Here is a 22,768-nt window from a genome sequence, read left to right as displayed (position 1 = left end):
CGGAAAAGGCGCTTTGCCCTTTCGTGGGATTGCTCTAATCCAGCCGGCGCATCAGACGATAGAAAAGGTTAGCCGGCAATAGCCTTTTCAAGAGCACGCCCTGCTTGGCCGGTGTCGTTACCAGATAGTGCGGGCGCGGATTTCTAACGTTCAAAGCTGATTTTAGCACATCATAGACCGCTTCCGGGCCTAATTTATGTTTACTGATCGGGCCTGATCCATCAAGCCGCCTGAGCTGCCTGCGGTATTCCACCACATGGAGAGAACCTGCGAGGTCGATGTGCTCGTTGATCTTGGCGAGTGCATTGGCGGTAAACCGCGTCGCGATCGGGCCGGGTTCGATCAGGCTGACATGGATGCCGCTGTCCTGCAGTTCCATTCTGAGCGTGATCGTCAGCCCTTCGAGCGCAAATTTCGAGGCCGTGTAAGCGCCGCGGAAACGGTAGGGGATGAGTCCCAGAATGGAGGAGCAATTGACGATGCGGCCATGGTCCTGTTTGCGCATTAGCGGCAGGATCTGGCGCGTCAGCTCGTGCCAGCCGAAGAAGTTGGTTTCGAACTGTTCGCGCAGCACATCGGTCGTCAGGTCCTCGACGGCGCCCGGCTGCCCGTAGGCGCCATTGTTGAAGAGGGCATCGATGCGGTCGCCTGTGCGCTCGCGTAGTGTCGCCACCGTCGCGGAAATGGTCTCAGGCTTTGTGTAGTCAAGGAGTAGCGCTTCGATGCCGTCGGCTTCGAGCGAAGCGAGATCTTCCTGTTTACGCACGGTTGCAAATACGCGCCATCCGTCGGCCTTCAGTGCCCGCGCGCAATAAGCGCCGATGCCGGAGGAGCAACCAGTGACGAGTATCGTGCGTTGTTCCGTCATGGGAAGATGATTCCTGTACAAACCGAAACTCGTTTCCCATATTCAGGAACCCGATACAATCGACAACCGGCGGTATCGGCCGGGATGAATGTCGACGCCGAGCGGAGATGGAATGCCGACAGCCCTGCGGACGATTTACAAGGTGATCTACGACGCAGTGTTCCATTTCGTCGAGGATGACGGGTTTGCCATGGCAAGCCATGTGGCGCTGTCGACGCTGCTGGCGGTTTTTCCCTTCCTGATCTTCGGCACGGCGCTCGCGAGCTTTCTCGGCGCCAGCCAGTTTTCGTCGACGGCCGTGCATCTGATCTTCGATACCTGGCCGGAGGCGATCGCCAAGCCGCTCGCCGATCAGGTCGTGCAGGTGCTGACCATTCCGCGCGGCGGGCTTTTGACGATTTCCGTGCTTGCTGCCGCCTATTTCGCGTCGAACGGCGTCGAGGCGCTGCGCATATCGCTGAACCGCGCCTATCGCGTGCCTGAGACACGGCCGTGGTATTTCAACCGTCTCGCCAGCCTCGGCTATGTGCTGATCGCGGTGCTGATCTTCGCCATTCTCAGCATCCTGCTTGTCGCCGTGCCGCTCGCGCTCAATTACACCAGGCAGTGGCTGCCCAAGCTCGCCGATATCCTCGACATCGTCTTCAGCTGGCGGATCTACGGCACGATCTTTCTGCTGCTGGCGGGCCTGATGATCCTGCATCTGTGGCTAGCGGCCGGGCGCAGGCGGGTGTTCGACGTGATTCCCGGCGTGATCCTGACGCTGGTCTTCTGGTCGATCGGCGCAGTGCTCTTTGCTTATTATCTCTCGACCTTCGCCAACTATACCGCCACCTATGCCGGTCTGGCGTCCGTGATGATCGTGCTGATTTTTCTCTATATGCTCGCCGTGATCTTCATCATGGGGGCGGAGGTCAATGCGGCGCTGATGAAATTCCGCGTGCGGCGGCTGCTGTTCGGCAAGGTGGCGAGCCGCGCGGCCGCCGAGGTAGCTTCGGAAAAGATGCTCTCTGAACCACGGGCCGAACCAGGAGCAAAATCAGAGGCCGATGCGGCGGCGAAGCTCCGCCGGTGAGAGGCCCCGCCGGCGCCATTCGGCAATGCCGGTATCGCCCATGGTTTTGGAGAGCTTTTTGCCGTCCTCTCCGAGGATGAGGCGGTGATGATGATAGAGCGGCTCCGGCAGGCCGAGCAGCGTCTGCAGCAGGCGGTGGATCGACGTAGCATGGAAGAGGTCAAGCCCGCGCACCACATGGGTGATGCCTTGCACGGCATCGTCGACCACAACGGAAAGATGGTAACTGGAGGGCGCATCGGAACGCGATAGCACGACATCGCCCCAGGCGGCGGGATCGGCGGGGATTGTGCCCGTTTCGCCATCGCCGCTCTCCTGCCAGTGGAGCTCTCCACCTGCCGCCGCCAGCGTCTTTTCCATGTCGAGACGCCAGGCATGTTTCATGCCCGATGCCAGCAGGCGCTGCCGCTCGGCATCGCTGCGTTCGCGATCGTCGGGCGGATAGAGCGGCGTGCCGTCCGGGTCGCGCGGCCATGATTTGCCATCCGCCTCGAAAGCGGCGACGCGCGATTTGACCTCGCCGCGGGTCAGGAAGGCGGGATAAACGAGGCCGCGTGCGATAAGTGTCTGCAGGGCTTGCTGATAGGCCGGAAAGTGCTCGGACTGCCGGCGCACCGGCTGCTGCCAGCGGAGGCCGAGCCAGGAGAGATCTCTATAGATGCCCTCTTCGAAATCGGGTGTGCAGCGCGCCTGATCTATGTCTTCGATACGCAGCAGGAAATCGCCGCCGGCTTCCGCCGCCATGTCGTGATTGAGGATAGCCGACAGCGCATGGCCGAGATGCAGCGGGCCGTTCGGGCTCGGGGCAAAACGGAATTTCGGCTTTTGACGGGGAATCTCGATCATGCTTTCTTCTGCCACGAATTTTAACCGGGGACTACGAGACGTCATGCAGATCATTCGCGACGAGCGCGATATCGAACGGGGGCTTGCTGCCCTGCTGGAACTCGATCCGCGCCTGCGGCCCGTTGCCGCAGAGGCGGGCACCTTGCCGCTGCGCCTGCGCGAACCGGGCTTCGAAGGGCTTGCCCATATCATCGTCTCGCAGGTCGTCTCGCGCGCCAGCGCCGATGCGATCTGGGGGAAGATGATTGCCGGGATGGGGCAGGTGACCGCTGAGGGCTATGCCGACCTCGAGCCGGAGGCATGGCGAACCTTCGGCCTATCGCGAATCAAGCACGACACATTGGCCCGCGTGGCGGATGCCGTTGCCGGCAGCAGCCTCGATCTCCATGCGCTCAGCGCCGAATCACCTGAAAAGGCGCTTGCCGAACTGACATCGATCAAGGGAATCGGCCCCTGGACGGCGGAAGTCTATCTGATGTTCTGCGGCGGTCACGCAGATGTGTTTCCGGCCGGCGACGTGGCGCTGCAGGCGGCCGTCGGCATGGCTTTCGGCCATGAAGTCAGGCCCTTGGCCAAGGCAGTTGCCCGGGAAGCCGCGGTTTGGACGCCCTGGCGCTCGGTCGCGGCCCGACTCTTCTGGGCCTATTATGCCGTGAAAACACGCCGGGATGCGCTGCCTATCGTTTAATCGGCCGTCTCCCTGAAATTGCCTTTATGCACTGAATTTATTGGACTTCACAATCCTGTAACAACCGGCCTAATATACAGGTGCAGATGCCGAATCGATCAGGAGGGTTCCTTGACGATTGCAGTTTCCCCGCAGTCCTTGCCGGCGCTCGTGCTGAACGCTGACTATAGACCGCTGAGTTACTATCCCTTGTCGCTCTGGTCCTGGCAGGACGCGATCAAGGCGGTTTTTCTTGACCGTGTGAACATCATCGCAGAATACGATCAGTGCGTGTCCTCACCGAGCTTCTCGATGCGGCTGCCGAGCGTCGTATGCCTGAAGACATATGTGCAGCCGTCCCGCAATCCCGCCTTCACCCGCTTCAACGTCTTCCTGCGCGACAAGTTCGAATGCCAGTATTGCGGCTCCCATGACGACCTGACCTTCGACCATGTCATCCCGCGCGCCCATGGCGGCGAGACGACCTGGGAGAACGTCGTGGCCGCCTGTTCGCCGTGCAATCTGCGCAAAGGCAGCAAGCTGCCGAAGCAGGCCGGCATGTTTCCGGCGCAGAAACCATATCAGCCGACTGTGCAGGACCTGCACAATAACGGCCGCCTGTTCCCGCCGAACTACCTGCACGACAGCTGGCTCGACTATCTCTACTGGGATTCGGAACTGCAGCCATAGCGGTCGTATTGGCGACTGTGCTCGAGGAGGGTGCGGCACCCCCTCTGTCGCTTTCGCGACATCTCCCCCACAAGGGGGGAGATCGGTAACTTGCGATACCCTCCCGACCTACATCGACATCGTATCAGCTGTCGTTGAGCTTATCTTAATTCTCAAAGGTGCGGCATACTCCCACCAATCTCCCCCTTGTGGGGGAGATGTCACGAAGTGACAGAGGGGGGTATCAGAGCCGCGACATACGAGAGATCACCGCCGCTCGCCCAAAGATTCAACCCGCCTTCTTCGCCCCTACAAAAGCAATAGCCGCCAGTATCACGCTTGCGATTACATTCCAGCCGGCCATGGATAGGCCGAGGATGCGCAGCGCCGCTTCCGTGCAGGACGGCCCCTTGATGGTGTTCAGCTGGCCGAGCAGGTCGCCGGCATTCTGCGTGACGCTGCTTGCTGTCGTCGAGCAGGTGGTCGGGCCTTCCCAGAAGTGCCATTCGACGCCGGCGTGATAGACGCCGATGCCGCCGCCGACCACCATCATCAGGCCGGCGATGATGAGGAGCCCGCGGGTGATCCAGGAGGGCAGGCCGGCAACTGCCGTCAGCACGGCGATGATGGCGACCGGGATGCCGTAGTAATAGGGTTGGCGCTGCTCCAGGCAGAGCGCGCAGGGGATATAGCCGCCAATATACTGAAAGCCGAGTGCCGAGCCGATAACGACGATCATGCCGATCGTCAGCAGGGCGCCATAGCCGAGGCCGGCGCGGGAGGAAGGCGAAGTCGTGGACATGCGTTGGGGGCTCCTTGGTCAACTCGCCAGGGCAAAGTGGAAGACGGCATAGAGGGCGATGAGAACGGCGGCGGCGATCATGGTGATCTGCCCGAGGCGCTTCTCGATGAAATGGCGGATAGATTCGCCATAGCGGCGCAAAAGGAAGGCCAGGAAGAAGAAGCGGGCGCCACGGGCGACGATGGCGGAGACGATGAACAGGCCGAGATCGATATGCGCGACGCCGGAGAGGATCGTCACCACCTTGATCGGCGGCAGATGCGCCAGGCCTGATGTGACCAGCAGGAGCAGGATCCATTCATAGGTGACGCCGGCGCTCATCTGGTTGAAGGCGTCAAGCTTGCCGTAGAATTCGAGGATCGGCTTGGCAATGGTCTCGAAGGCGTAATAGCCGAGCGCCCAGCCGGCAATGCCGCCAAGCACGGAGGCAACCGTCGCCGTCAGCGCATAGCGCCAGGCGCGCTCAGGCTTCGCCAGCGACATCGGCAGGAAAAGTACGTCGGCCGGAACGAGAAAGATCGAGCTTTCGACGAAGGCGATAACGGCCAACCAGATTTCCGCCGATTTGCGGCCGGCAAGCGACATGGTCCAGTCGTAAAGTCTACGAAGCATGAGGGCCCCTTTTTGCTGCGTTGCAAACCTTTAGGGGGCAGGATTATGGCTGTAAATGGTCGGGGACTGACGGAAGTGGCGGAAAGGCAAAATTTTTCGTGATGGTGTGGGGTGATGTGGCGATGTCGAAGCCGTCACCAGACCTTCTCAGTAATATTCAACTCGCGTTTCGTTCAGGACGACGCGGATCACGCGATAAGCATAGAGGAAGCTGGCAAGGCCAAGGGTCACGATAATCAGAAGGACCCAGAGAACTACATGTCCTATCGAGTGACCGATATTGAAGGTGCAATTGAGGCGGCCGACGGGGCGGCCGGAGCCATCCAGCAGCTCGGTTTTGTTCAATACGGCGCGGTTGAGGTAGTAGGGGAAGACGATCAGTGCGAGGCCGAGCGTCACGATCGTCAATATGATCCAGAGAATCACGCTGCCGATCGATTCAGCCACGCTGAACGAGCATTTGAGCCGACCGATGCGGTGGAAATGGTGGCAATCTCAGACAATTTTTCGCCTTTTAAATTTTATGGTGACCAATATTTTGCTGGAAGAACAATTCGAACAGGATGCATCATTATTAATGATCGCGCAAAAGTAGCAATCAAGAGAAAATATTGATTAATGCACGAAAAACAATGGTCATGAGATTTTGTGGTGCCCCATGCCGGAGTCGAACCAGCACTTCTTTCGAAACTCGATTTTGAGTCGAGCGCGTCTACCAATTCCGCCAATGGGGCAACGGGGTACTGACGAGGCGGCTGTCTAGCATGTGATCGGCTCGGCGCGCAAGCCGGGTGCGGCAGATATTGCGAGCGTTTCCGCAGGGTTGCGGTTTGGCCCATGGCGCTGGTGCGCGCCATGGGCTTTTTGCCGTTTGAGGCTCAGTGAGCCATGGCCGGGCCTTTGCTGGTGGAGCCGGATTTTTGCAGGGTGATTGCCAGGATTGCGGCGAGCAGGCAGAAGGCGCCGGCGACGAAGAAGGCGGGCAGGTAGGTGTTGAGTTCGGTGCGGGTGAGGCCAGCGCCATAGGCGGCGGTGGCGGCACCGAGCTGGTGGCCGGCGAAGACCCAGCCGAAGACGAGGCCGGCCTTCTCGCGGCCGAAGCGGTCGGCGGCGATCTTGACGGTCGGCGGTACGGTGGCGATCCAGTCGAGGCCATAAAAAACGGCGAAGATCGACAGGCCGTAGAAGGTGAAATCGCTGAAGGGCAGATAGACCAGCGACAGGCCGCGCAGGCCGTAATACCAGAAAAGCAGCCAGCGATTGTCGAAACGGTCGGAGAGCCAGCCGGAGCCGATCGTGCCGAAGAAATCGAAGATGCCCATGACGGCGAGTACGCTGGCGGCCGCGACAGGCACGATGCCGAAATCGCCGCAGAGGGTGACGAAATGCGTCTGTATCAGGCCGTTGGTCGACAGGCCGCAGATGAAGAAGGTGGCGAACAGGATCCAGAAGGTCGAGGTGGTGGACACTTCCCGCAGGATCGCGATCGGCGACGCAAGTGCTGCCTTCAGGTTCCTGGTGGCCGCCGGCGGGGGCGTGATGTGGACCTCGCCGACCAGCGGCAGATTGACGTCCGAGGGACGGTCGCGCATCAAAAGCAGCACGATGAAGGCGGCGACGACGATCATGCCGCAGACGAAGAGCACGGTGGTGCGCCAGCCGTAGCGCGTCGTCAGCTCCGCCATCAGCGGCAGGAAGACCAGCTGTCCTGTGGCTGAGCTTGCCGAAAGCATGCCGATGACGAGGCCGCGATGCTTGGTGAACCAGCGCGTCGAGACTGTCGCCGCCAGCACCATGGCGGTGAGGCCGGTGCCGAAGCCGATGATGATGCCCCAGCACAAAAGCAGTTGCCAGACCTGCGTCATATAGAGCGAGCCGATGAAGCCGACGCATATGGTGCCTAGCGCGAAGACGATGACCTTACGCACGCCGAAATGGTTCATGAAGGCGGCAGCGAAAGGACCCATCAGGCCGAACAGCACCAACCGGACGGCAAGCGCGGAGGAAATCGAGGAAGTGCTCCAGCCGAACTCGTCCTCTAGCGGCTTGATGAGCACGCCGGGCGCGCCCATGGCGCCGGCCGTGACCAGCATGGTGAGAAAGGTGGCGGCGACGACGACCCATCCGTAATGGATGTTGCGCCGGGCGAGCGTCGAGGCAAGGGTAGTGGAAACCATGAGCTGCGTTCCAATCAGGTTGGCTATCGTGCCGTCAGGCCGGACTTGCGAAAACGCCGGATCGCGGACAGTCGGGGGTACCGTACCACGTCTAGCGCCCTGCCGTTCTCCAGGCTTGAACGTTTGTGCAAAGGCATTTACATGATTGTTATCATATTTGTTGCGTATTGATGATGGCCATCATATAAATTGTCAATACAGATTTATTGATGCTCTGATGGAGTTTTTTGATGAGAGTGAGCCGGGAGAAATTCGCCGAGAATCGCGAGAAGATCCTTGCCGTGGCAGGCGAGCTCTTTCGCGAGAAGGGTTTCGACGGCATCGGCGTCGCCGAGATCATGAAGGCGGCCGGGCTGACGCATGGCGGTTTCTACGGCCATTTCGATTCGAAGGACGAGCTTGCCTGCGAGGCGAGCAAGGCGTTGGTGGCCCGCTCGCTGGAGCGCTGGAAAGAGGTCGCGGCAAGCTCGCCCGACCAGCCGCTGAAAGCGCTGCTTGCCCATTATCTCTCGCATCGCAACGTTGTGGAACATGCGACCGGCTGCGTCTTCGCGGCGCTGACGCAGGAGGTCAGCCGCCATGGCCCCAAGATGCAATCCACCTTCACCGGCGGCCTGATGGGGCTGGTCGAGGTGCTGGAAGAGATCGTTCCCGGCGAAACGCCGGAGGATCGCCGGCGCAGGGCCTTTGCCAGCCTCTCGGCCATGGTCGGTGCCGTTATTCTGGCGCGCGCAATGGATAGCGCTGAGCTGTCGCAGGAATTCCTGTCGGCGACCCGGCAGGAGCTGTCGCCGCCGCCGGGTAACGAAAACAGCTGATCTAGTCGCGGAAGGCGAGCAGCCCGTTCGCCTCGACGACCTCCCTGAATTTGCCGTCGGGCGCGACCGCCAGCAGCTCGGCGCGCAGAGCCGCCTCGAAATCGGCTGCCTTGTGGCCGAGTGCCTGCGGCGAGGTCGACGACATCGAGAAGATGCGGCCGACGATCTCTTCGATATCCCTTGTATATTCCGAGATGATGCCGATCCGTTCGAGATTGCGGAAGGGGGAGGCGAGCAGCATGGCTTCATGCGGCGCCCATTCCTTGCTCCGGCGCATCTGCCGTTCCGCGCTACGCTCGGGTGAATAGGTTTCCATCAGTGGTTCTAGGATGCCGCGCCAGTTCGGCTCCGCCAGAATGCCTTTATCGTGGAAGAGCACGACGGCGCCGCCCGGCTCGATGAGCTTATCAAGTGCTTGAAGCGTTGCCGGCCTGTCCATCCAGTGGAACGAGCGGCCCATGACGCAGAGGTGCAGCCTGCCGATATCAGGGTCGAGATCGTAGGAAGACCCTTGCCGGATGTTGATATCGACGCCGGCCGTCTTCGCACCGAGCGCGGCTTCGGCAAGCATTTCCGGCTCGGGGTCCATGGCGGTGACGGCGGCAGCCTGCAGCCGCGCAAAGGCGATGCCGAGCTGGCCGGGACCGCAGCCGAGATCGAGCACATGATCGCCGGGCTTGAGGCCGCTACGCTCGGCAATGCGGGTAATCAGCCTGTCCGGATAGGGGATGCGATAGCGCAGGTAATAAGCCGCGGTCGACTGAAAGCGCCGCGCCTCGAAGGGAACTGTGATCATTGGATATCATCCTCGGGGAAAGGAACCACCACCTGTTAAGCCTCAACTATGACCTGCTCGTGAAGTCACTTTTGCGCGATTTGCCGTATGGTCAATCGACTTCAGAGGGTGTGAGGGCCCCCTCACCCTAGCCCTCTCCCCGCTCGCGGGGAGAGGGGACGATCGAGCAAAACACTGGCGGTCACCGTACGGACGGAACTTGGATTCGGCAGGAAAACACCCTCTCCCCGCAAGCGGGGAGAGGGTCGGGGTGAGGGGCCAGGCAAGCTGGCGCGGCATCACCAGCGTAACCTGATCAGCCGCAAAATCCGCGATCACTTAAATCCAGCAACCCCATGCGGAACGTAGGGGCTTTCCAGCGCTTCGATTTCCTCTGGCGTCAATTTGACCTCCAGCGACGCCACGGCATCGGTGATGTGGCCGGGCTTGGAGGCGCCGATGATCGGGGCGGTGACGGCGCTTTTCTGCAGGATCCAGGCGGTCGCGACCTGCGCGCGCGGGATGCCGCGCGCCTTGGCGATCGTGCCGACGGCATCGACGATCTTGCGGTCGGCTTCGAGCGCCTGTGTATAGAGCGTCTTGCCGAATTCGTCGGACTCGGTGCGGGCCGTCGCCTCGTCCCAATCGCGGGTAAGCCGGCCGCGGGCGAGCGGGCTCCAGGGGATGACGGCGATCTTCTGATCTTCGCAGAAGGGCAGCATCTCGCGCTCTTCCTCGCGGTAGAGCAGGTTCAGGTGGTCCTGCATGCTGACGAACTCCGTCCAGCCGTTGAGGCGGGAAGTATAAATCGCCTTCGCGAATTGCCAGGCATACATGGAGGAGGCGCCGATGTAGCGGGCCTTGCCGGCCTTGACGACATCATGAAGCGCTTCCAGCGTTTCCTCGATCGGCGTCGTATAGTCCCAGCGGTGGATCTGGTAGAGATCGACGTAATCGGTGCCGAGGCGGCGCAGGCTGTTGTCGATCTCGTCGAAAATCGCCTTGCGCGACAGGCCGGCGCCATTCGGACCGGGGCGCATGCGGTTGAAGACCTTTGTGGCCAGCACGATATCGTCGCGCTTGGCGAAATCCTTGATGGCGCGACCGACGATCTCTTCCGACGAGCCGTTGGAGTAGGTGTTGGCCGTATCGAGGAAGTTGATGCCGGCCTCGATCGCCTGCCGCAGCAGCGGGCGACTCTCGTCCTCTTTCAGCGACCAAGCATGCGTGCCTTTGTTGGGGTCGCCATAGGTCATGCAACCCAGGCAGATGCGTGAGACTTCAAGGCCGGTCCTGCCGAGCTTTACGTATTCCATCGCTATTCTCCGTCCATTCGATTATTCGGCGCAATGAGGACCACCGCCGGAAGAGCGGTGGAATATGTGCGTCGCGAAAGCAAATCGGCGGGCAAGATCGTCGCCGGACGACGCATCAGTTCGTGAAGAGCTTCGAAGTATTCTTCAATAAATAAGGCAATTCGTCCGGCAGAGAAGACGGCGATTTCAAATGTTTCCTTGAACCCCACGGGCGACAAGTGTTAGCTGCACCGCACAATTTTCTGGAACTGCGCATGAAATTGCCCCCGCGTGATACTTATGAAGCCCTCTATCGCGACTTTCGCTGGGAGATTCCGGCGAGATTCAACATGGGACATGCTGTTTGCGATGCCTGGGCCGAACGCGAGCCCGACCGGATCTGCCTTCAGCATTTCAATCCGGACGGCAATCACTTTTCCATGACCTATGGTGAGTTGCGCGATCGTTCCGCCTCCTTTGCCAACGCGCTTGTTTCGCTCCGCGTGCAAGCGGGAGACCGGGTGGCGCTGCTATTGCCGCAGGGTTTCGAGACGGTCGTCGCGCATGTGGCGATCTACAAGATGGGGGCGATCGCCCTGCCGCTGGCCTTGCTGTTCGGCGCCGAGGCGCTGGAATATCGGCTGAAGACATCAGGTGCGTCGGCAATCGTCACCAATCAGTTCGGTCTCGAGCGGCTGCGTCCGATCCGGGACAGGCTGCCGGAACTGGCGCAGGTGATCAGCATCGATGGTGCTGAGGAGGGCGCTGCAGGCTTTGCCGATCTGGAGGCCGCGCACCTGCCGCTGTTCGAGGTGGTGGATACTGGTCCGGACGATCCGGCTCTGATGATCTTCACCTCGGGCACGACCGGGCCGCCCAAGGGCGCGCTGCATGGCCATCGCGTGTTGCCCGGACATATTCCGGGCATGCAATTCGCCCATGAAGGCTTTCCCAAGGCCGACGACCGGCTCTGGACGCCGTCGGACTGGGCCTGGGCCGGCGGTCTCCTGAATGCTCTGTTGCCGAGCCTGATGCTTGGCGTTCCCGTCGTTTCCTCGCCGGCGCAGAAATTCGATCCGCATATGGCCTTCCGCATCATGGCCGAGATGGAGGTGCGCAATGCCTTCATCCCGCCGACGGCGCTGCGCTTGCTGAAGGCTGTCGACAGTCCGCGGGCGCATTATGATCTCAAGCTTCGCACCATCGGTTCGGCCGGCGAGGCGCTCGGCCGCGAAACCTTTGAATGGGCGCGATCCGCGCTTGGTGTCAGCGTCAACGAATTCTTCGGCCAGACGGAATGCAATTTCGTGCTCTCCTCCAGTGAAGCCTTTGGCGTCAGCCGTGCAGGCGCAACCGGCAAGCCTGTTCCTGGCCATCGCGTCGCGATCGTCGATGCCAAGGGTATCGAGGTTCCCGTAGGCGAGAGCGGGCAAATTGCCATCAAGCGGCCCGATCCGGTGATGTTTCTCGGCTATTGGCGGAACGAGGCGGCGACGGAGGCGAAATTCGCCAATGACTGGCTGCTGACCGGCGATATCGGCCGGCAGGACGCGGATGGCTATATTTCCTTCGTCGGCCGCGATGACGATGTCATCACATCGTCGGGCTACCGCATCGGGCCGAGCGAGATCGAGGATTGCCTCGGCGGCCATCCGGCCGTGCAGCTTGCTGCGGCGGTGGGAAAGCCGGATGCGGTCCGAACGGAAATCGTCAAGGCCTATGTCGTCCTCGTGCCCGGTCGCGAGCCGAGTGACAAACTGGCGATCGAGATCCGAGAATGGGTCAAGACGCGGCTTTCCATGCACGAATATCCGCGCGAGATCGAATTCGTCGACGCTCTGCCACTGACGACCTCGGGCAAGGTGATTCGTCGCCTGCTGCGCGAGCGGGCGATCGCCGAAACTCGCGGTTCTAGCGCTTCGTAAGCGACAGGATCTTTTCTCGCAGCAGCTTCGCCATGTTGCGGGTGCTGCGATACATGTGCAGCTGGGTGGTGACCTGACGGACGTCGCGGTCGCCGTTCGGGGTCAGGCCGATGATGAGCGTGCCCATGTCCTCGCGCTCGTGCCAGAAGCGGCTCATGATCGGATGATCGGGTACGGCGCAGGAATCGGAGCGGACGACGTTGGCGTCGTCGAGATGCCATTCCGTCAGTTCGCCCATCAAGAGCTTGCCTGGCGAATAGCGGGCATAGGTTTCGTCAAAGGCCGTCTTCCACGTATAGGCTTCGCCGCCCATGATCAACACGATCATCGAGGCGACGGCCTTGCCATTAAGATCGATTGAGTGAATGCGCACCGCGTCGATGGCGGCAAGGTTGGAAATCGCTTCGCGGGCAAAGGCGGCATGATGGCGATCGGTGACGAGCGCCGAGCGCTTCTTGCCCTTCCAGCCGCTTGCCTCCAGCGCCAGGAATTCTTCCATGCGCCCGTGAATATCGCGGGGCTGACGGGCGACGTTGTAGCTGACCTCGCCGTGGTTTTCCAAAAGTCGCCATTGGCGGCGCATTTCGCGCAAATGCGCGTTGGAAATCGTTCGCCTGAGATAGGTGAGCGCGTCGTCGTTGCTTTGGAGCATCGGGCGCTGGAATGGGTTGGCGATGGCGATCGGCAGGTTTCGGCCGATCGCAATGACCTTGGCCATCTGGACGAAACGGCCGTTGAGCCGGACATCCGGCAATACGAGCGTGGTCGGGAGATGCAGCTCCGGCCGGGAGAGTGCCTCGAAGAGGTTATCGAGCGTTTCGCCGGCATCCTCGGCGTCTAGCAGGGGCGTGCCGAGCGGGCCGAAGGAGTTCGACCAGACGCGGATGATCGACGGGCCGATGGCGAAGCCCGGCTTGTCGACCGTGAAGGGCATCAGCAGACGCATGCGGCTGCGCGTGCTGTTGATATCGCGCATCAGCGCCAGACGCACCTGCCGATCCTCAAGGCGTGGCATGGCGGGCGCCAGGAAGCGGCCCGAGAAGAAGACATTCGGCTCCATGGCGCGATTGGACAGGAAGTCCAGTTCGTCCTGCAGCTCATAGCCGAGCTTGCCGGGATAGAGGCAGAGTTCGCGTCCGGCGCGGCCGACCTCGACCCGGGCTTCCGCTTTCGGCGTTTCGAAATGCAGTGCTGCGAGCGTATGGGTCAGAGCGTTCACTTGGCTGTCGGTGGTTTCGGTGTAGGGGGGACGTGCCATGATCAGAAGACCCTCGTTGCCGATGACGCCGACGAACGCCGGAGGAGGGCGAATAGTTTGATGCCAAGCGCGCGGTGGACGGCCACGTGCAGGAGCAAGGCCTCGATTGCCATGGCAGTGGCGCCGGCAATCGCCGCTCCTTCGATGCCGAAATGCGGGATGAGCGTGACATTGAGCCCGACATTGGCAACGAGCGCTACAGCATAGAGATAGACGCAGAGCATCTGCTTGTCCGCCATGGTCAGGAGCACTTCGGCAGGGCCGACGAGCGCTCTCGCAAGAATGCCGGCAAGCAGGATCGCCATCACCATCTGTCCCTCCGTGAAGGCGGCGCCGAACAGCGAAAGCAGGAGCTGCCCCGCCGCCAGCACCACGAGGCCGAGGGCAAGTGCTGGAAAGAAGGACCAGCGTGTGGCCTCCGTGGCAAAGGCCGCGAGCTTGCTCCGGTCGCCTTCGGCAAGAATGGCGGCAAAGCGCGGTCCGATGGCCGCCCTGACGGCGAAGGAGACGAAGAGCACCAGGGCCATCGTTTTTGCCGCTGCGAAATAGACGGCGACTTCATCCGGATCGAGGAAAATGCCGACGACGATGACGTCCGAATTGGTGAGTAGGTAGCCCACGCCTTCGACCAGGAAGATCGGCAGGGCGACGGCTGTCCAGGCGCGGAATTCAGTGGCTTTCGGGCCGCTTGGATAATGGCGGCGCAGACGGAGCGTCACTGCGAGATATTGCAGCAGGACGCTGGTGAAAGCGCCGGCGAGAGCTGCGGCCATAGCGGTGACGGCATCACGCGGTGCGCCGGCGAGGATCGCGGCCACCATGAAGAGCAGGATCAGCGTCGGGCGGATGAGGAAGGTCGGGCTGAGCGCCATGACCGGCCAGTGCTTGGCGCGGGCCGTACCGTCCAGAACGTCTCCGAGCGAAATCATCGGCACGGCAATCAGGCCGAGGAAAACCGGCATGACGTAATAGTGCTCGATCATGCCGCGAAAGGCAAAAAGCAGGAGCGCCCCAATCAGCGCCAGCGTGCCCGAGACGGCAACCACGAACAGGCGTGCCGTCGTGTTCAGACCGCGAATGGCATCATGATTGCCGCTGGCATCATACTGCGGCAGGAAACGGATGATGGCCGTGGGGAAGCCCAGGCAGGCGAGATTGCCGAACAGGATCATCAGCACCCAGACGAAGACGAAAATGCCGTATTCGAACCGGCCCATCAGGCGAGCAAGAATGATCTGCGAGAGAAAGGCGAGCGCGGCGCCTGCAACGCGGATCGTGAAGGCGATCAGCGCCATGCGCTGCGACGCAGCTTTCTCGTCCTGAGCGGCAAGGAGGATGCTAATCTTGCGCAGATACGGTGATAGGGCGGCCCGCAAGGCGGACGGCAACATTCTTTCCGCTGTTTGAAAGACCGCCATGATCGATACGCAATACTTTAAGTATGATCCCAAACTCGCGTTAGTCTTGGCAGAGGAGAGTTAAGAATCGGTTCTTGCGACACGTAAAAGTGGCTTTGCCGAAATGGAGGGTTGCTTATCAAGCATGCCGGAAAGCAACCATGAGACGCAAGTTGCCCTTGGGCTGCTGCGCCATGCCGCTGCACAGGAAACGGGTGGCGACGGTTCGGTCGGTATGTAGAATCCAGGGTCTATCGGAGGAGGATTTCATGCTCACACTTCACGATTATTTGCCGTCGCAGAATGGCTGGAAGGCCAGGGTTCTGTTCGGATTGCTCGATATTCCCTACCAGACTCGCCTGGTGTCCATCTTCGAGGGTGAGGGGCGCACGGACGCCTTTCTCGATCTCAATCCGGCAGGCGGCATTCCCGTTCTCGAACTGGAGGATGGGCGAACGATAGCGGAATCGAACGCTATTCTCACCTATGTGGCCGAAGACACGCGGCTTCTTCCGGCGGATCGCTATCTGCACGCCAAGGTCATGCAATGGCTGTTCTTCGAGCAGTATCATGTCGAACCGGTCATCGGCACGCTGCGCTTCTGGACGCTGACGGGACGGCTCGAACTCAATGCCGTTATGGCGGAGGCCAAGCGCTTGGCCGGCCTTCGTGCCCTTGCCGCGCTTGAGCGCGGGCTGAAGAATACGCCATTTCTCGTCGGTGGCGAGTTTTCGATCGCGGACATAGCCGTTTACGCCTATGCCCATAAAGCGGCGGATTGCGGCTTCGATCTCGCTGATTACCCGGCGCTTACGGCCTGGTTCGATCGGGTGCTTGACGTCATCGGGCCAGGCTACCCGGTCCATCTCTACAGTGAGGATCCGCATTCCGCTATTTGAGCACGGTAGACGTGCTGGTGACGCTTGCCGGCTGCGCGTGTCGACGACAATTGCTGTGATCTGATCGTTGCAAACAAAAATGCCGCCCCAAAGGCGGCATTCTGTTCGTTGCTATCGGTTTGCGAGGCTTAGACCACTTCGCTGCTTTCGAAGGCGCCGTGGCAGTGCTTGTACTTCTTGCCGGAGCCGCAGGGGCAGGCCTCGTTACGGCCGACGCGGCCCCACGTCGCCGGATTGAGTGGATCGCGATTTTCCGGAGATATGAAGCTTTCGCTTGCAAGTGCGAACGGGGCGAATTCGTCCTCGCCGGTCGTCGCGTCGATATGACGGGCCTGCATCGGCGGTGTTTCCGGTTCGGCCGGCTGCTGCACCAGTTCAACGCGCGAAAGCTGGGCGGTCACGGCCTGGCGCAGATTGTTCAACAGCGCCTGGAACAGCTCGAAAGCTTCCGCCTTGTATTCCTGCAGCGGATCGCGCTGAGCATAGCCGCGGAAGCCGATGACCGAGCGGAGATGGTCGAGGTTGACGATGTGCTCGCGCCAGAGATTGTCCAGCGTCTGCAGCACGATGGAGCGCTCGACATAGGTCATGATCTCGGGGCCGAAGCGTTCGGCCTTTTCGGCCGCAGCCTTTTCGGCCGCTTCCGTCAGGCGGGCGCGGATATCGTCTTCAGCGATGCCTTCTTCCTTGACCCAGTCATGAATGGGCAGATCGAGATCGAAGAAGTTGGCAACAGCCGTCTTCAGGCCGTCAGCATCCCACTGTTCGGCATAGGCGCGCTCCGGAATATGTCTGGCGACGAGATCCTCGATGACGTCGTGGCGCATGTCGCCGACGAATTCGGAGAGGTCCTTCGATTCCATCAGTTCGACGCGCTGGTCGAAGATGACCTTGCGCTGATCGTTCAGCACGTCGTCGTACTTCAGAACGTTCTTGCGGATGTCGAAGTTGCGGGCCTCGACCTTCTTCTGAGCGCGTTCAACCGCCTTGTTGATCCAGGGGTGGACGATCGCTTCGCCTTCCTTGAGGCCGAGCTTCTGCAGCATGCCGTCCATGCGGTCGGAGCCGAAGATGCGCATCAGGTCGTCCTGGAGCGACAGGTAGAATTTCGAGCGGCCAGGGTCGCCCTGGCGGCCGGAACGGCCACGCAGCTGGTTGTCGATACGGCGGCTTTCATGGCGCTCCGAAGCGATGACGTAGAGGCCGCCGGCAGCGATTGATTTCTGCTTGAGCTCCTTGATCTCTTCGGCAATGCGGGCAATGGCCGCGTCGCGTTCCGGACCAGGCTCCATCTCGTCCAGGTCGCGCTCGACCCGCATTTCCAGATTGCCGCCGAGCTGGATGTCGGTGCCGCGGCCGGCCATGTTGGTGGCGATTGTCACCGCGCCGGGAACGCCGGCCTGGGCGACGATGTAGGCTTCCTGCTCGTGATAGCGGGCGTTCAGAACCTGGAAATTGGAAAAGCCGCGCTTGCGCATGAGATCGGCGAGAAGTTCGGACTTCTCGATAGACGTCGTGCCGACCAGCACGGGCTGGCCGCGCTTGTGCGCGTCGAGGATCTCGTTGATGATGGCGTTATATTTCTCGGCATGCGTACGATAGACCTCGTCGTCCTCATCGATACGCTGGATCGGCAGATTGGTCGGCACCTCGATCACGTCAAGGCCGTAGATGTTGCCGAATTCCTCCGCTTCCGTCGAAGCCGTACCGGTCATGCCGGCGAGCTTGTCGTACATGCGGAAATAGTTCTGGAAGGTGATCTGCGCCAGTGTCTGGTTTTCCGGCTGGATCTGCACATGTTCCTTGGCTTCCAGTGCCTGGTGCTGACCGTCCGAATAACGGCGGCCCGGCATCATGCGGCCGGTGAATTCGTCGATGATGACGACTTCGCCGTTGCGGACGATATAGTCCTTGTCGCGCTGGAACAGCTTATGCGCCTTGAGCGCATTGTTGATGTGGTGGACGATCGCGACGTTCTCGACGTCGTAGAGCGATTCACCCTTCAACAGGCCGGCTTCGCGCAGCATGTTTTCCAGCTTCTCGGTGCCTTCTTCGGAGAAGTTTGCCGAGCGCTGTTTTTCATCGATTTCGTAGTCTTCCTTCGCCAGGCGGGGAATGAAGGCGTCGATGGTGACATAAAGATCAGAGCGGTCGTCGAGCGGACCGGAGATGATCAGCGGCGTGCGCGCTTCGTCGACGAGGATCGAGTCCACTTCGTCGACGATCGCGAAGCTATGGCCGCGTTGAACCATCTGGGCGCGCTCATACTTCATGTTGTCGCGCAGATAGTCGAAACCGAGCTCGTTGTTGGTGGCGTATGTGATGTCGCAGGCATAGGCGTCATGGCGCTGTTCATCGGACAGGCCGTGGACGATGACGCCGGTCGTCAGGCCGAGGAAGCTGTACAGGCGTCCCATGGTGCCGCTGTCGCGCTGCGCCAGGTAATCGTTGACTGTAACGACATGTACGCCCTTGCCGGCCAGCGCGTTCAGATAGACCGGCAGGGTTGCGACCAGGGTTTTACCTTCGCCGGTCTTCATTTCAGCGATCGCATTGGAATGAAGGATCATGCCGCCGATCAGCTGCACGTCGAAAGGTCGCATGCCGAGAACGCGGCGCGACGCTTCACGCGCAACAGCGAAGGCTGGCACGAGGATATCATCCAGCGTCTTGCCGTCCGCGAGCTGCTGGCGGAACTCAACCGTCTTGGCGGCCAGAGCTTCATCGGACAGCGCGCGCATCTCCGGTTCGAGCGCATTGATTGCGGCTACTTGCGGCTGGAACGATTTGACCCGGCGGTCGTTGGACGAGCCGAACAACTTGCGGGCAATTCCACCTAGGCTGACCATGTGACTGGTCCTTTCTGAGATTTCATCCCGCCGTTTCCTGCTTTATCCCTTCCCGAAAAAAACGGGAGTATAGCACAAAACGGCCGGAAACTGTTCTGGACGCGAGGTTGCGTGACAGATAAGAGGGGGGTCGATTGATGTCAACGGGATTTGGCCGATACAGAAAGGCCACATTCTCCTGCTGAAGGCTTTTTCACGCCGGATTCACATCTGTCGAGCCGGTCGAGATCACCGAAGGGTTATTTTATGTTGAAGTATAACAAGCTTGCTGCGGTTGCTTTCGCGACAATCGTTACCTTCCAGGCTCCGGTCTTCGCGGCCGATGCCAAGGATCCCGTTGTCGCCAAGGTCGGCGATGTCGAAATCCATCAGTCCGAACTCAATCTCGCGATCGCCAATCTCGATCCGCAGCTCGGCCAGCTTCCGGATGACCAGAAGAAGGTCGCGGCACTTTCGGCCTCGGTCGATGTGAAGCTCTTGTCGCAGAAGGCCGCTGCGGAGAAGCTCGACCAGACGCCGGATTTCCAGGCACATATGGCCTATCTGCGCGACCGCGAGCTGCACAATGCTTTCTTCAAGGCACATGTCGCCGACGCCATCAAGGATGATGAAGTCAAGGCCCGCTACGACAAGGAAGTCGCAGCCCTGCCGAAGCAGGAAGAAGTTCATGCCCGCCACATTCTCGTGAAGACCGAGGATGAAGCCAAGGCGATCATCAAGGAACTCGATGCCGGCAAGGATTTTGCCGCACTTGCCAAGGAAAAGTCGACCGATCCGAATAAGGCTGACGGCGGCGATCTCGGTTATTTCGGCCATGGCCGTATGGTCAAGGAATTCGAAGACGCGGCTTTCGCGCTGCCGGTCGGCACCTATACGAAGACCCCGGTCAAGACCGATTTCGGCTGGCACATCATCAAGGTCGAGGACAAGCGCAATGCTCCTCCTCCGCCGTTCGATCAGGTCAAGGACCAGGTTCGTCAGCTCGTCATGCGCGACAAGTATCTTGAGCTTCTGAACAAGGCCAAGCAGGATACCAAGGTCGTCATCAACGACCCGGCGCTCAGCAAGGCCTATGACGATGCGCAGAAGCAGCAGGACGCGGCACCGGCCGATGATGCCGTTGCGCCTGCTGATGGTGCAGCAGCGCCCGACGCGCAGCCGCAGCAGTAAGTCACAGCAGTCAAACAATCGGGGCCCGGTTTTTTCCGGGCTCTTCACTGGAGCCGGGTGATTTTAGGTCGATACGACCTAAAATCTGAATCCGCTCCAGAATTAAAAAGCAGAGCATGATGTAATCCGAAAATTGCCTACACTTTTCGGCATCATGCTCGTCCAGGTGGGTCTCATGTCCGGTTCCGTCTCTCCGCTCGCTCCCAAATCCTTTGCGTCCATGCCCGCCCTTCGCGGCGTGCGCATGACCACGGCATCCGCCGGCATCAAGTACAAGAACCGGACCGATGTCCTGTTGATGGTCTTCGACAAGCCGGCCGCCGTTGCCGGCGTCTTTACGCGCTCGAAGTGCCCCTCGGCTCCGGTCGATTTCTGCCGCAAGAACCTTGCACACGGCAGCGCGCGCGCCGTCGTCGTCAATTCAGGCAATGCCAATGCCTTCACCGGCCTGAAGGGACGCCAGGCGACGGAACTGACCGCCAAGTCCGCGGCGGCCGCCGTCGGCTGCGGTGAAAACGAAGTCTATCTTGCCTCCACCGGCGTCATCGGCGAGCCGCTCGACGCCACCAAGTTTGCCGGCGTGCTCGACACGATGGCGAAGGATGCGACAAGCGATTTCTGGTTCGAAGCCGCCAAGGCGATCATGACTACGGATACTTATCCGAAGGTTGCGACCCGTACCGCCGAGATCGGCGGCGTCAAGGTGACCATCAACGGTATTGCCAAGGGCGCCGGCATGATCGCGCCCGACATGGCGACGATGCTCTCGTTCGTGGTCACCGATGCCGATATTTCCTCTGCCGCGTTGCAGACGCTGCTGTCCGAGGGTGTCGGTCCGAGCTTCAACTCCATGACCGTCGACAGCGATACCTCGACCTCGGACACGCTGATGCTCTTTGCCACTGGCGCTGCTGCTGCTGACGGGCAGGCGCATATCGATCGGGCCGACGATCCGAAGCTTGCCGGTTTCCGCGCGGCACTCAACGAGCTGCTGAAGGATCTTGCCATCCAGGTCGTGCGTGATGGCGAAGGCGCGACCAAGATGCTCGAAATCACCGTGACCGGCGCCGAAAATGACGCGGCTGCCAAGCGCATCGCCCTTTCGATCGCCAATTCGCCGCTGGTCAAGACCGCGGCCGCGGGCGAAGACGCCAATTGGGGCCGCGTCGTCATGGCGGTCGGCAAGGCCGGCGAAATGGCGGATCGCGACAAGCTCGCCATCTGGTTCGGCGATGTCCGCGTTGCCGTCAACGGCGAGCGTGACGCTTCCTATTCGGAAGACGCCGCCTCGAATGTCATGAAGCAGCAGGATATTCCCGTGAAGGTCGATCTCGGCCTCGGCAATGGCCGCGCAACGGTCTGGACCTGCGACCTCACCAAGGAATATGTTGCCATCAATGGCGACTACCGGAGCTGATACCTCGCTGATGCATGCGCAGTCCACGATAAACAAGCTGCCCCTGGTGCGCAGGCTCGAAGCCGTTGGCTTTAGGGCCTGGCCTGCCTCGTCGGTGCAATATGATGGCAGCTGGCAGATCCGGCTAACGGCGGGTCATCCGTCCAAGCGGCTGAATTCTGTCGTGCCGCTCGATCCTTCCGATCATCGCGATCTCGAAATACGGTTGACGAAGGCGCAGCGCAAGTTCGAGGCCTATGGCAGGCCGATGGTCGTGCGTGAGACCCCTCTTGCCTCGCCGAAGCTCATCGATCTCCTTCGGGAGCGCGGCTGGACGTGCTTCGACGAGACGATCGTCATGACCGCCAATCTCGTCGATCTCGAACTGCCTGACATGCTGGATCATCTGCCGAGCCACGATGTCGGCCGCTATGTTGATGCCAGCCTGCTGGTTGATGGGGCTGATCCCGCCCTGAAGCCTGCACTGGCGGAGGTGGTGAGCGGCATCAAGCCGCCATCGGGACTCTTCGTCATCGAAAATGACGATGCCGGACCGGTGGCGACCACGCTGTGCGTGCAGGATAATGATCTTGCCGGCATCATGTCTGTCGCCGTTTCCGTACAGCATCGGCGCAAGGGTCTAGGAGCCGAGATTCTGACCTCTGCTTTGCGCTGGGCCCGCATGCGCAGCGCCAAGACCGCCTGGCTTCAGGTCAGCGCCGACAATGCTCCGGCTCTGGCGCTCTATGTCCGTTTCGGCTTCCGCGAAGCCTATCGCTACTGCTATTGGCAACCGCCGGGGGCTGCATGAGCGAGGCTGGCCGCAAAATCGTTCTCGTTGCCGCCTGCGCGCTTATCGACACGGATGGCCGCATCCTGTTGGCGCAGCGTCCCGAAGGGAAATCCCTCGCCGGCCTTTGGGAATTTCCCGGCGGCAAGGTGGAATCCGGTGAAACGCCGGAGGAGACGCTGGTGCGCGAGCTTCAGGAAGAGCTTGGCATCCAGACGAAGATTGCCTGTCTGGCGCCGCTGACCTTCGCCAGCCACACCTATGAAACTTTTCATCTGCTGATGCCGCTTTACATCTGCCGGCGCTATGAGGGCATCCCGCATGGCCGGGAAGGGCAGGCGATCAAATGGGTGCGGCCGCAAGCTCTGCGTGACTATCCCATGCCGCCGGCCGACGAGCCGCTGATCCCGTTCCTGCAGGATCTGCTTTAGCTTCTATGGCAAGGGCTGAGACAGCGCTGCCTTCCGGCGGCGTCGTGCC

Annotated in this window: 22 protein-coding genes and 1 tRNA gene; 10 read left to right on the top strand and 13 right to left on the bottom strand. The window is 60.8% G+C overall.

Annotated features, from left to right (window positions below):
• Positions 1 to 34: 34 nt before the first annotated feature.
• On the bottom strand, positions 35 to 868 hold the full coding sequence (locus AC13RE_RS20025) for an SDR family oxidoreductase (protein WP_488564227.1): 834 nt from the start codon (positions 866 to 868) through the stop codon (positions 35 to 37).
• A 112-nt stretch (positions 869 to 980) separates the two neighbouring features.
• Between AC13RE_RS20025 and AC13RE_RS20020 the strand changes: the two genes are divergently transcribed.
• Positions 981 to 1,943 (top strand): YihY/virulence factor BrkB family protein, encoded by a 963-nt coding sequence (locus AC13RE_RS20020; RefSeq protein WP_112400559.1) that lies wholly within the window; start codon positions 981 to 983, stop codon positions 1,941 to 1,943.
• Here AC13RE_RS20020 and gluQRS read toward each other — a convergent pair.
• Entirely contained in the window at positions 1,908 to 2,789 is an 882-nt protein-coding gene (gluQRS, locus tag AC13RE_RS20015) for a tRNA glutamyl-Q(34) synthetase GluQRS (RefSeq protein ID WP_488564226.1), read from the bottom strand. The two genes, AC13RE_RS20020 and gluQRS, sit on opposite strands and share 36 nt — an antisense overlap.
• Positions 2,790 to 2,832: 43 nt before the next feature.
• Between gluQRS and AC13RE_RS20010 the strand changes: the two genes are divergently transcribed.
• Complete coding sequence (locus AC13RE_RS20010; RefSeq protein ID WP_488564225.1) at positions 2,833 to 3,477, top strand: DNA-3-methyladenine glycosylase family protein; 645 nt, start codon at positions 2,833 to 2,835, stop codon at positions 3,475 to 3,477.
• 111 nt (positions 3,478 to 3,588) lie between these two features.
• Entirely contained in the window at positions 3,589 to 4,146 is a 558-nt protein-coding gene (locus AC13RE_RS20005; protein WP_015341304.1) for an HNH endonuclease, read from the top strand.
• Between the two features lie 268 nt (positions 4,147 to 4,414).
• Here AC13RE_RS20005 and AC13RE_RS20000 read toward each other — a convergent pair whose 3' ends face one another.
• From AC13RE_RS20000 to AC13RE_RS19980, 5 genes are all read right to left on the bottom strand, one after another.
• Positions 4,415 to 4,927: a disulfide bond formation protein B gene (locus AC13RE_RS20000; RefSeq protein ID WP_132720700.1), complete on the bottom strand. Its 513-nt coding sequence runs from the start codon at positions 4,925 to 4,927 to the stop codon at positions 4,415 to 4,417.
• Between the two features lie 18 nt (positions 4,928 to 4,945).
• Positions 4,946 to 5,539, bottom strand: a complete 594-nt coding sequence (locus tag AC13RE_RS19995; protein WP_132720701.1) for a YqaA family protein — start codon at positions 5,537 to 5,539, stop codon at positions 4,946 to 4,948.
• Positions 5,540 to 5,686: 147 nt separating this feature from the next.
• On the bottom strand, positions 5,687 to 6,013 hold the full coding sequence (locus AC13RE_RS19990; protein ID WP_488564324.1) for a DUF6693 family protein: 327 nt from the start codon (positions 6,011 to 6,013) through the stop codon (positions 5,687 to 5,689).
• Positions 6,014 to 6,188: 175 nt separating this feature from the next.
• Positions 6,189 to 6,273 (bottom strand) — tRNA-Leu (locus AC13RE_RS19985).
• A 144-nt stretch (positions 6,274 to 6,417) separates the two neighbouring features.
• Positions 6,418 to 7,716 carry an MFS transporter gene (locus tag AC13RE_RS19980; RefSeq protein WP_374822700.1) on the bottom strand — a complete coding sequence of 433 codons (1,299 nt, stop codon included), beginning with the start codon at positions 7,714 to 7,716 and terminating at the stop codon, positions 6,418 to 6,420.
• Between the two features lie 230 nt (positions 7,717 to 7,946).
• On the opposite strand from AC13RE_RS19980, the gene AC13RE_RS19975 reads away from it, so the two are divergent.
• The gene (locus AC13RE_RS19975; RefSeq protein ID WP_488564224.1) at positions 7,947 to 8,534 is read left to right on the top strand and encodes a TetR/AcrR family transcriptional regulator; all 588 of its coding nucleotides are present in this window, start codon (positions 7,947 to 7,949) and stop codon (positions 8,532 to 8,534) included.
• A 1-nt stretch (position 8,535) separates the two neighbouring features.
• Here the strand turns inward: AC13RE_RS19975 and AC13RE_RS19970 are convergent, their stop codons facing one another.
• The 3 genes from AC13RE_RS19970 to AC13RE_RS19960 form a co-directional block, all read right to left on the bottom strand.
• Positions 8,536 to 9,330, bottom strand: coding sequence for a class I SAM-dependent methyltransferase (locus tag AC13RE_RS19970; protein WP_488564223.1), 795 nt, complete (start codon positions 9,328 to 9,330; stop codon positions 8,536 to 8,538).
• Between the two features lie 314 nt (positions 9,331 to 9,644).
• A complete protein-coding gene (locus tag AC13RE_RS19965; protein ID WP_488564222.1) occupies positions 9,645 to 10,625 on the bottom strand; it encodes an aldo/keto reductase in 981 nt (326 codons plus the stop codon).
• Between the two features lie 2 nt (positions 10,626 to 10,627).
• Complete coding sequence (locus AC13RE_RS19960) at positions 10,628 to 10,843, bottom strand: hypothetical protein (RefSeq protein ID WP_132720707.1); 216 nt, start codon at positions 10,841 to 10,843, stop codon at positions 10,628 to 10,630.
• 36 nt (positions 10,844 to 10,879) lie between these two features.
• Here AC13RE_RS19960 and AC13RE_RS19955 point away from each other — a divergent pair, with 36 nt between their 5' ends.
• Complete coding sequence (locus tag AC13RE_RS19955; protein ID WP_488564221.1) at positions 10,880 to 12,529, top strand: AMP-binding protein; 1,650 nt, start codon at positions 10,880 to 10,882, stop codon at positions 12,527 to 12,529.
• Here AC13RE_RS19955 and AC13RE_RS19950 read toward each other — a convergent pair.
• Together AC13RE_RS19950 and AC13RE_RS19945 are read right to left on the bottom strand one after the other, a co-directional pair.
• Positions 12,516 to 13,787: a GNAT family N-acetyltransferase gene (locus tag AC13RE_RS19950; protein WP_488564220.1), complete on the bottom strand. Its 1,272-nt coding sequence runs from the start codon at positions 13,785 to 13,787 to the stop codon at positions 12,516 to 12,518. The two genes, AC13RE_RS19955 and AC13RE_RS19950, sit on opposite strands and share 14 nt — an antisense overlap.
• A 2-nt stretch (positions 13,788 to 13,789) precedes the next feature.
• The gene (locus tag AC13RE_RS19945) at positions 13,790 to 15,205 is read right to left on the bottom strand and encodes a lipopolysaccharide biosynthesis protein (RefSeq protein WP_488564219.1); all 1,416 of its coding nucleotides are present in this window, start codon (positions 15,203 to 15,205) and stop codon (positions 13,790 to 13,792) included.
• 248 nt (positions 15,206 to 15,453) lie between these two features.
• On the opposite strand from AC13RE_RS19945, the gene AC13RE_RS19940 reads away from it, so the two are divergent.
• Positions 15,454 to 16,083: a glutathione S-transferase family protein gene (locus AC13RE_RS19940; RefSeq protein WP_488564218.1), complete on the top strand. Its 630-nt coding sequence runs from the start codon at positions 15,454 to 15,456 to the stop codon at positions 16,081 to 16,083.
• Positions 16,084 to 16,211: 128 nt separating this feature from the next.
• Here AC13RE_RS19940 and secA read toward each other — a convergent pair whose 3' ends face one another.
• Positions 16,212 to 18,932, bottom strand: coding sequence for a preprotein translocase subunit SecA (gene secA, locus AC13RE_RS19935; protein WP_488564217.1), 2,721 nt, complete (start codon positions 18,930 to 18,932; stop codon positions 16,212 to 16,214).
• A gap of 246 nt (positions 18,933 to 19,178) precedes the next feature.
• Here secA and AC13RE_RS19930 point away from each other — a divergent pair, with 246 nt between their 5' ends.
• From AC13RE_RS19930 to mutT, 4 genes are all read left to right on the top strand, one after another.
• Entirely contained in the window at positions 19,179 to 20,102 is a 924-nt protein-coding gene (locus AC13RE_RS19930) for a peptidylprolyl isomerase (protein ID WP_488486032.1), read from the top strand.
• A 175-nt stretch (positions 20,103 to 20,277) separates the two neighbouring features.
• Positions 20,278 to 21,519, top strand: a complete 1,242-nt coding sequence (argJ, locus tag AC13RE_RS19925) for a bifunctional glutamate N-acetyltransferase/amino-acid acetyltransferase ArgJ (RefSeq protein ID WP_488564216.1) — start codon at positions 20,278 to 20,280, stop codon at positions 21,517 to 21,519.
• Positions 21,500 to 22,309 (top strand): GNAT family N-acetyltransferase, encoded by an 810-nt coding sequence (locus tag AC13RE_RS19920; RefSeq protein WP_488564215.1) that lies wholly within the window; start codon positions 21,500 to 21,502, stop codon positions 22,307 to 22,309. Before argJ ends, AC13RE_RS19920 begins: the two co-directional genes overlap by 20 nt.
• Positions 22,306 to 22,719, top strand: a complete 414-nt coding sequence (mutT, locus tag AC13RE_RS19915) for an 8-oxo-dGTP diphosphatase MutT (protein ID WP_488564214.1) — start codon at positions 22,306 to 22,308, stop codon at positions 22,717 to 22,719. The genes AC13RE_RS19920 and mutT overlap by 4 nt, the downstream gene beginning before the upstream one ends.
• Positions 22,720 to 22,768: the final 49 nt, after the last annotated feature.

The organism is Martinezella sp. CNPSo 3959, assembly GCF_057784355.1.
The sequence above is the reverse complement of the archived record's forward strand: the minus strand, read 5'-3'. Positions and strand labels throughout refer to the sequence as shown.

Coding starts and splice junctions, on each gene's coding strand:
- AC13RE_RS19980 (WP_374822700.1), bottom strand. CDS start 7,716: ATGGTTTCCACTACCCTTGCCTCGACGCTCGCCCGGCGCAACATCCAT.
- AC13RE_RS19975 (WP_488564224.1), top strand. CDS start 7,947: ATGAGAGTGAGCCGGGAGAAATTCGCCGAGAATCGCGAGAAGATCCTT.
- AC13RE_RS19950 (WP_488564220.1), bottom strand. CDS start 13,787: ATGGCACGTCCCCCCTACACCGAAACCACCGACAGCCAAGTGAACGCT.
- AC13RE_RS19955 (WP_488564221.1), top strand. CDS start 10,880: ATGAAATTGCCCCCGCGTGATACTTATGAAGCCCTCTATCGCGACTTT.
- AC13RE_RS19930 (WP_488486032.1), top strand. CDS start 19,179: ATGTTGAAGTATAACAAGCTTGCTGCGGTTGCTTTCGCGACAATCGTT.
- AC13RE_RS19965 (WP_488564222.1), bottom strand. CDS start 10,625: ATGGAATACGTAAAGCTCGGCAGGACCGGCCTTGAAGTCTCACGCATC.
- AC13RE_RS20020 (WP_112400559.1), top strand. CDS start 981: ATGCCGACAGCCCTGCGGACGATTTACAAGGTGATCTACGACGCAGTG.
- gluQRS (WP_488564226.1), bottom strand. CDS start 2,789: ATGATCGAGATTCCCCGTCAAAAGCCGAAATTCCGTTTTGCCCCGAGC.
- AC13RE_RS19995 (WP_132720701.1), bottom strand. CDS start 5,539: ATGCTTCGTAGACTTTACGACTGGACCATGTCGCTTGCCGGCCGCAAA.
- AC13RE_RS20000 (WP_132720700.1), bottom strand. CDS start 4,927: ATGTCCACGACTTCGCCTTCCTCCCGCGCCGGCCTCGGCTATGGCGCC.
- argJ (WP_488564216.1), top strand. CDS start 20,278: ATGTCCGGTTCCGTCTCTCCGCTCGCTCCCAAATCCTTTGCGTCCATG.
- AC13RE_RS19945 (WP_488564219.1), bottom strand. CDS start 15,205: ATGGCGGTCTTTCAAACAGCGGAAAGAATGTTGCCGTCCGCCTTGCGG.
- secA (WP_488564217.1), bottom strand. CDS start 18,932: ATGGTCAGCCTAGGTGGAATTGCCCGCAAGTTGTTCGGCTCGTCCAAC.
- AC13RE_RS19940 (WP_488564218.1), top strand. CDS start 15,454: ATGCTCACACTTCACGATTATTTGCCGTCGCAGAATGGCTGGAAGGCC.
- AC13RE_RS19970 (WP_488564223.1), bottom strand. CDS start 9,330: ATGATCACAGTTCCCTTCGAGGCGCGGCGCTTTCAGTCGACCGCGGCT.
- mutT (WP_488564214.1), top strand. CDS start 22,306: ATGAGCGAGGCTGGCCGCAAAATCGTTCTCGTTGCCGCCTGCGCGCTT.
- AC13RE_RS20010 (WP_488564225.1), top strand. CDS start 2,833: ATGCAGATCATTCGCGACGAGCGCGATATCGAACGGGGGCTTGCTGCC.
- AC13RE_RS19920 (WP_488564215.1), top strand. CDS start 21,500: ATGGCGACTACCGGAGCTGATACCTCGCTGATGCATGCGCAGTCCACG.
- AC13RE_RS20025 (WP_488564227.1), bottom strand. CDS start 868: ATGACGGAACAACGCACGATACTCGTCACTGGTTGCTCCTCCGGCATC.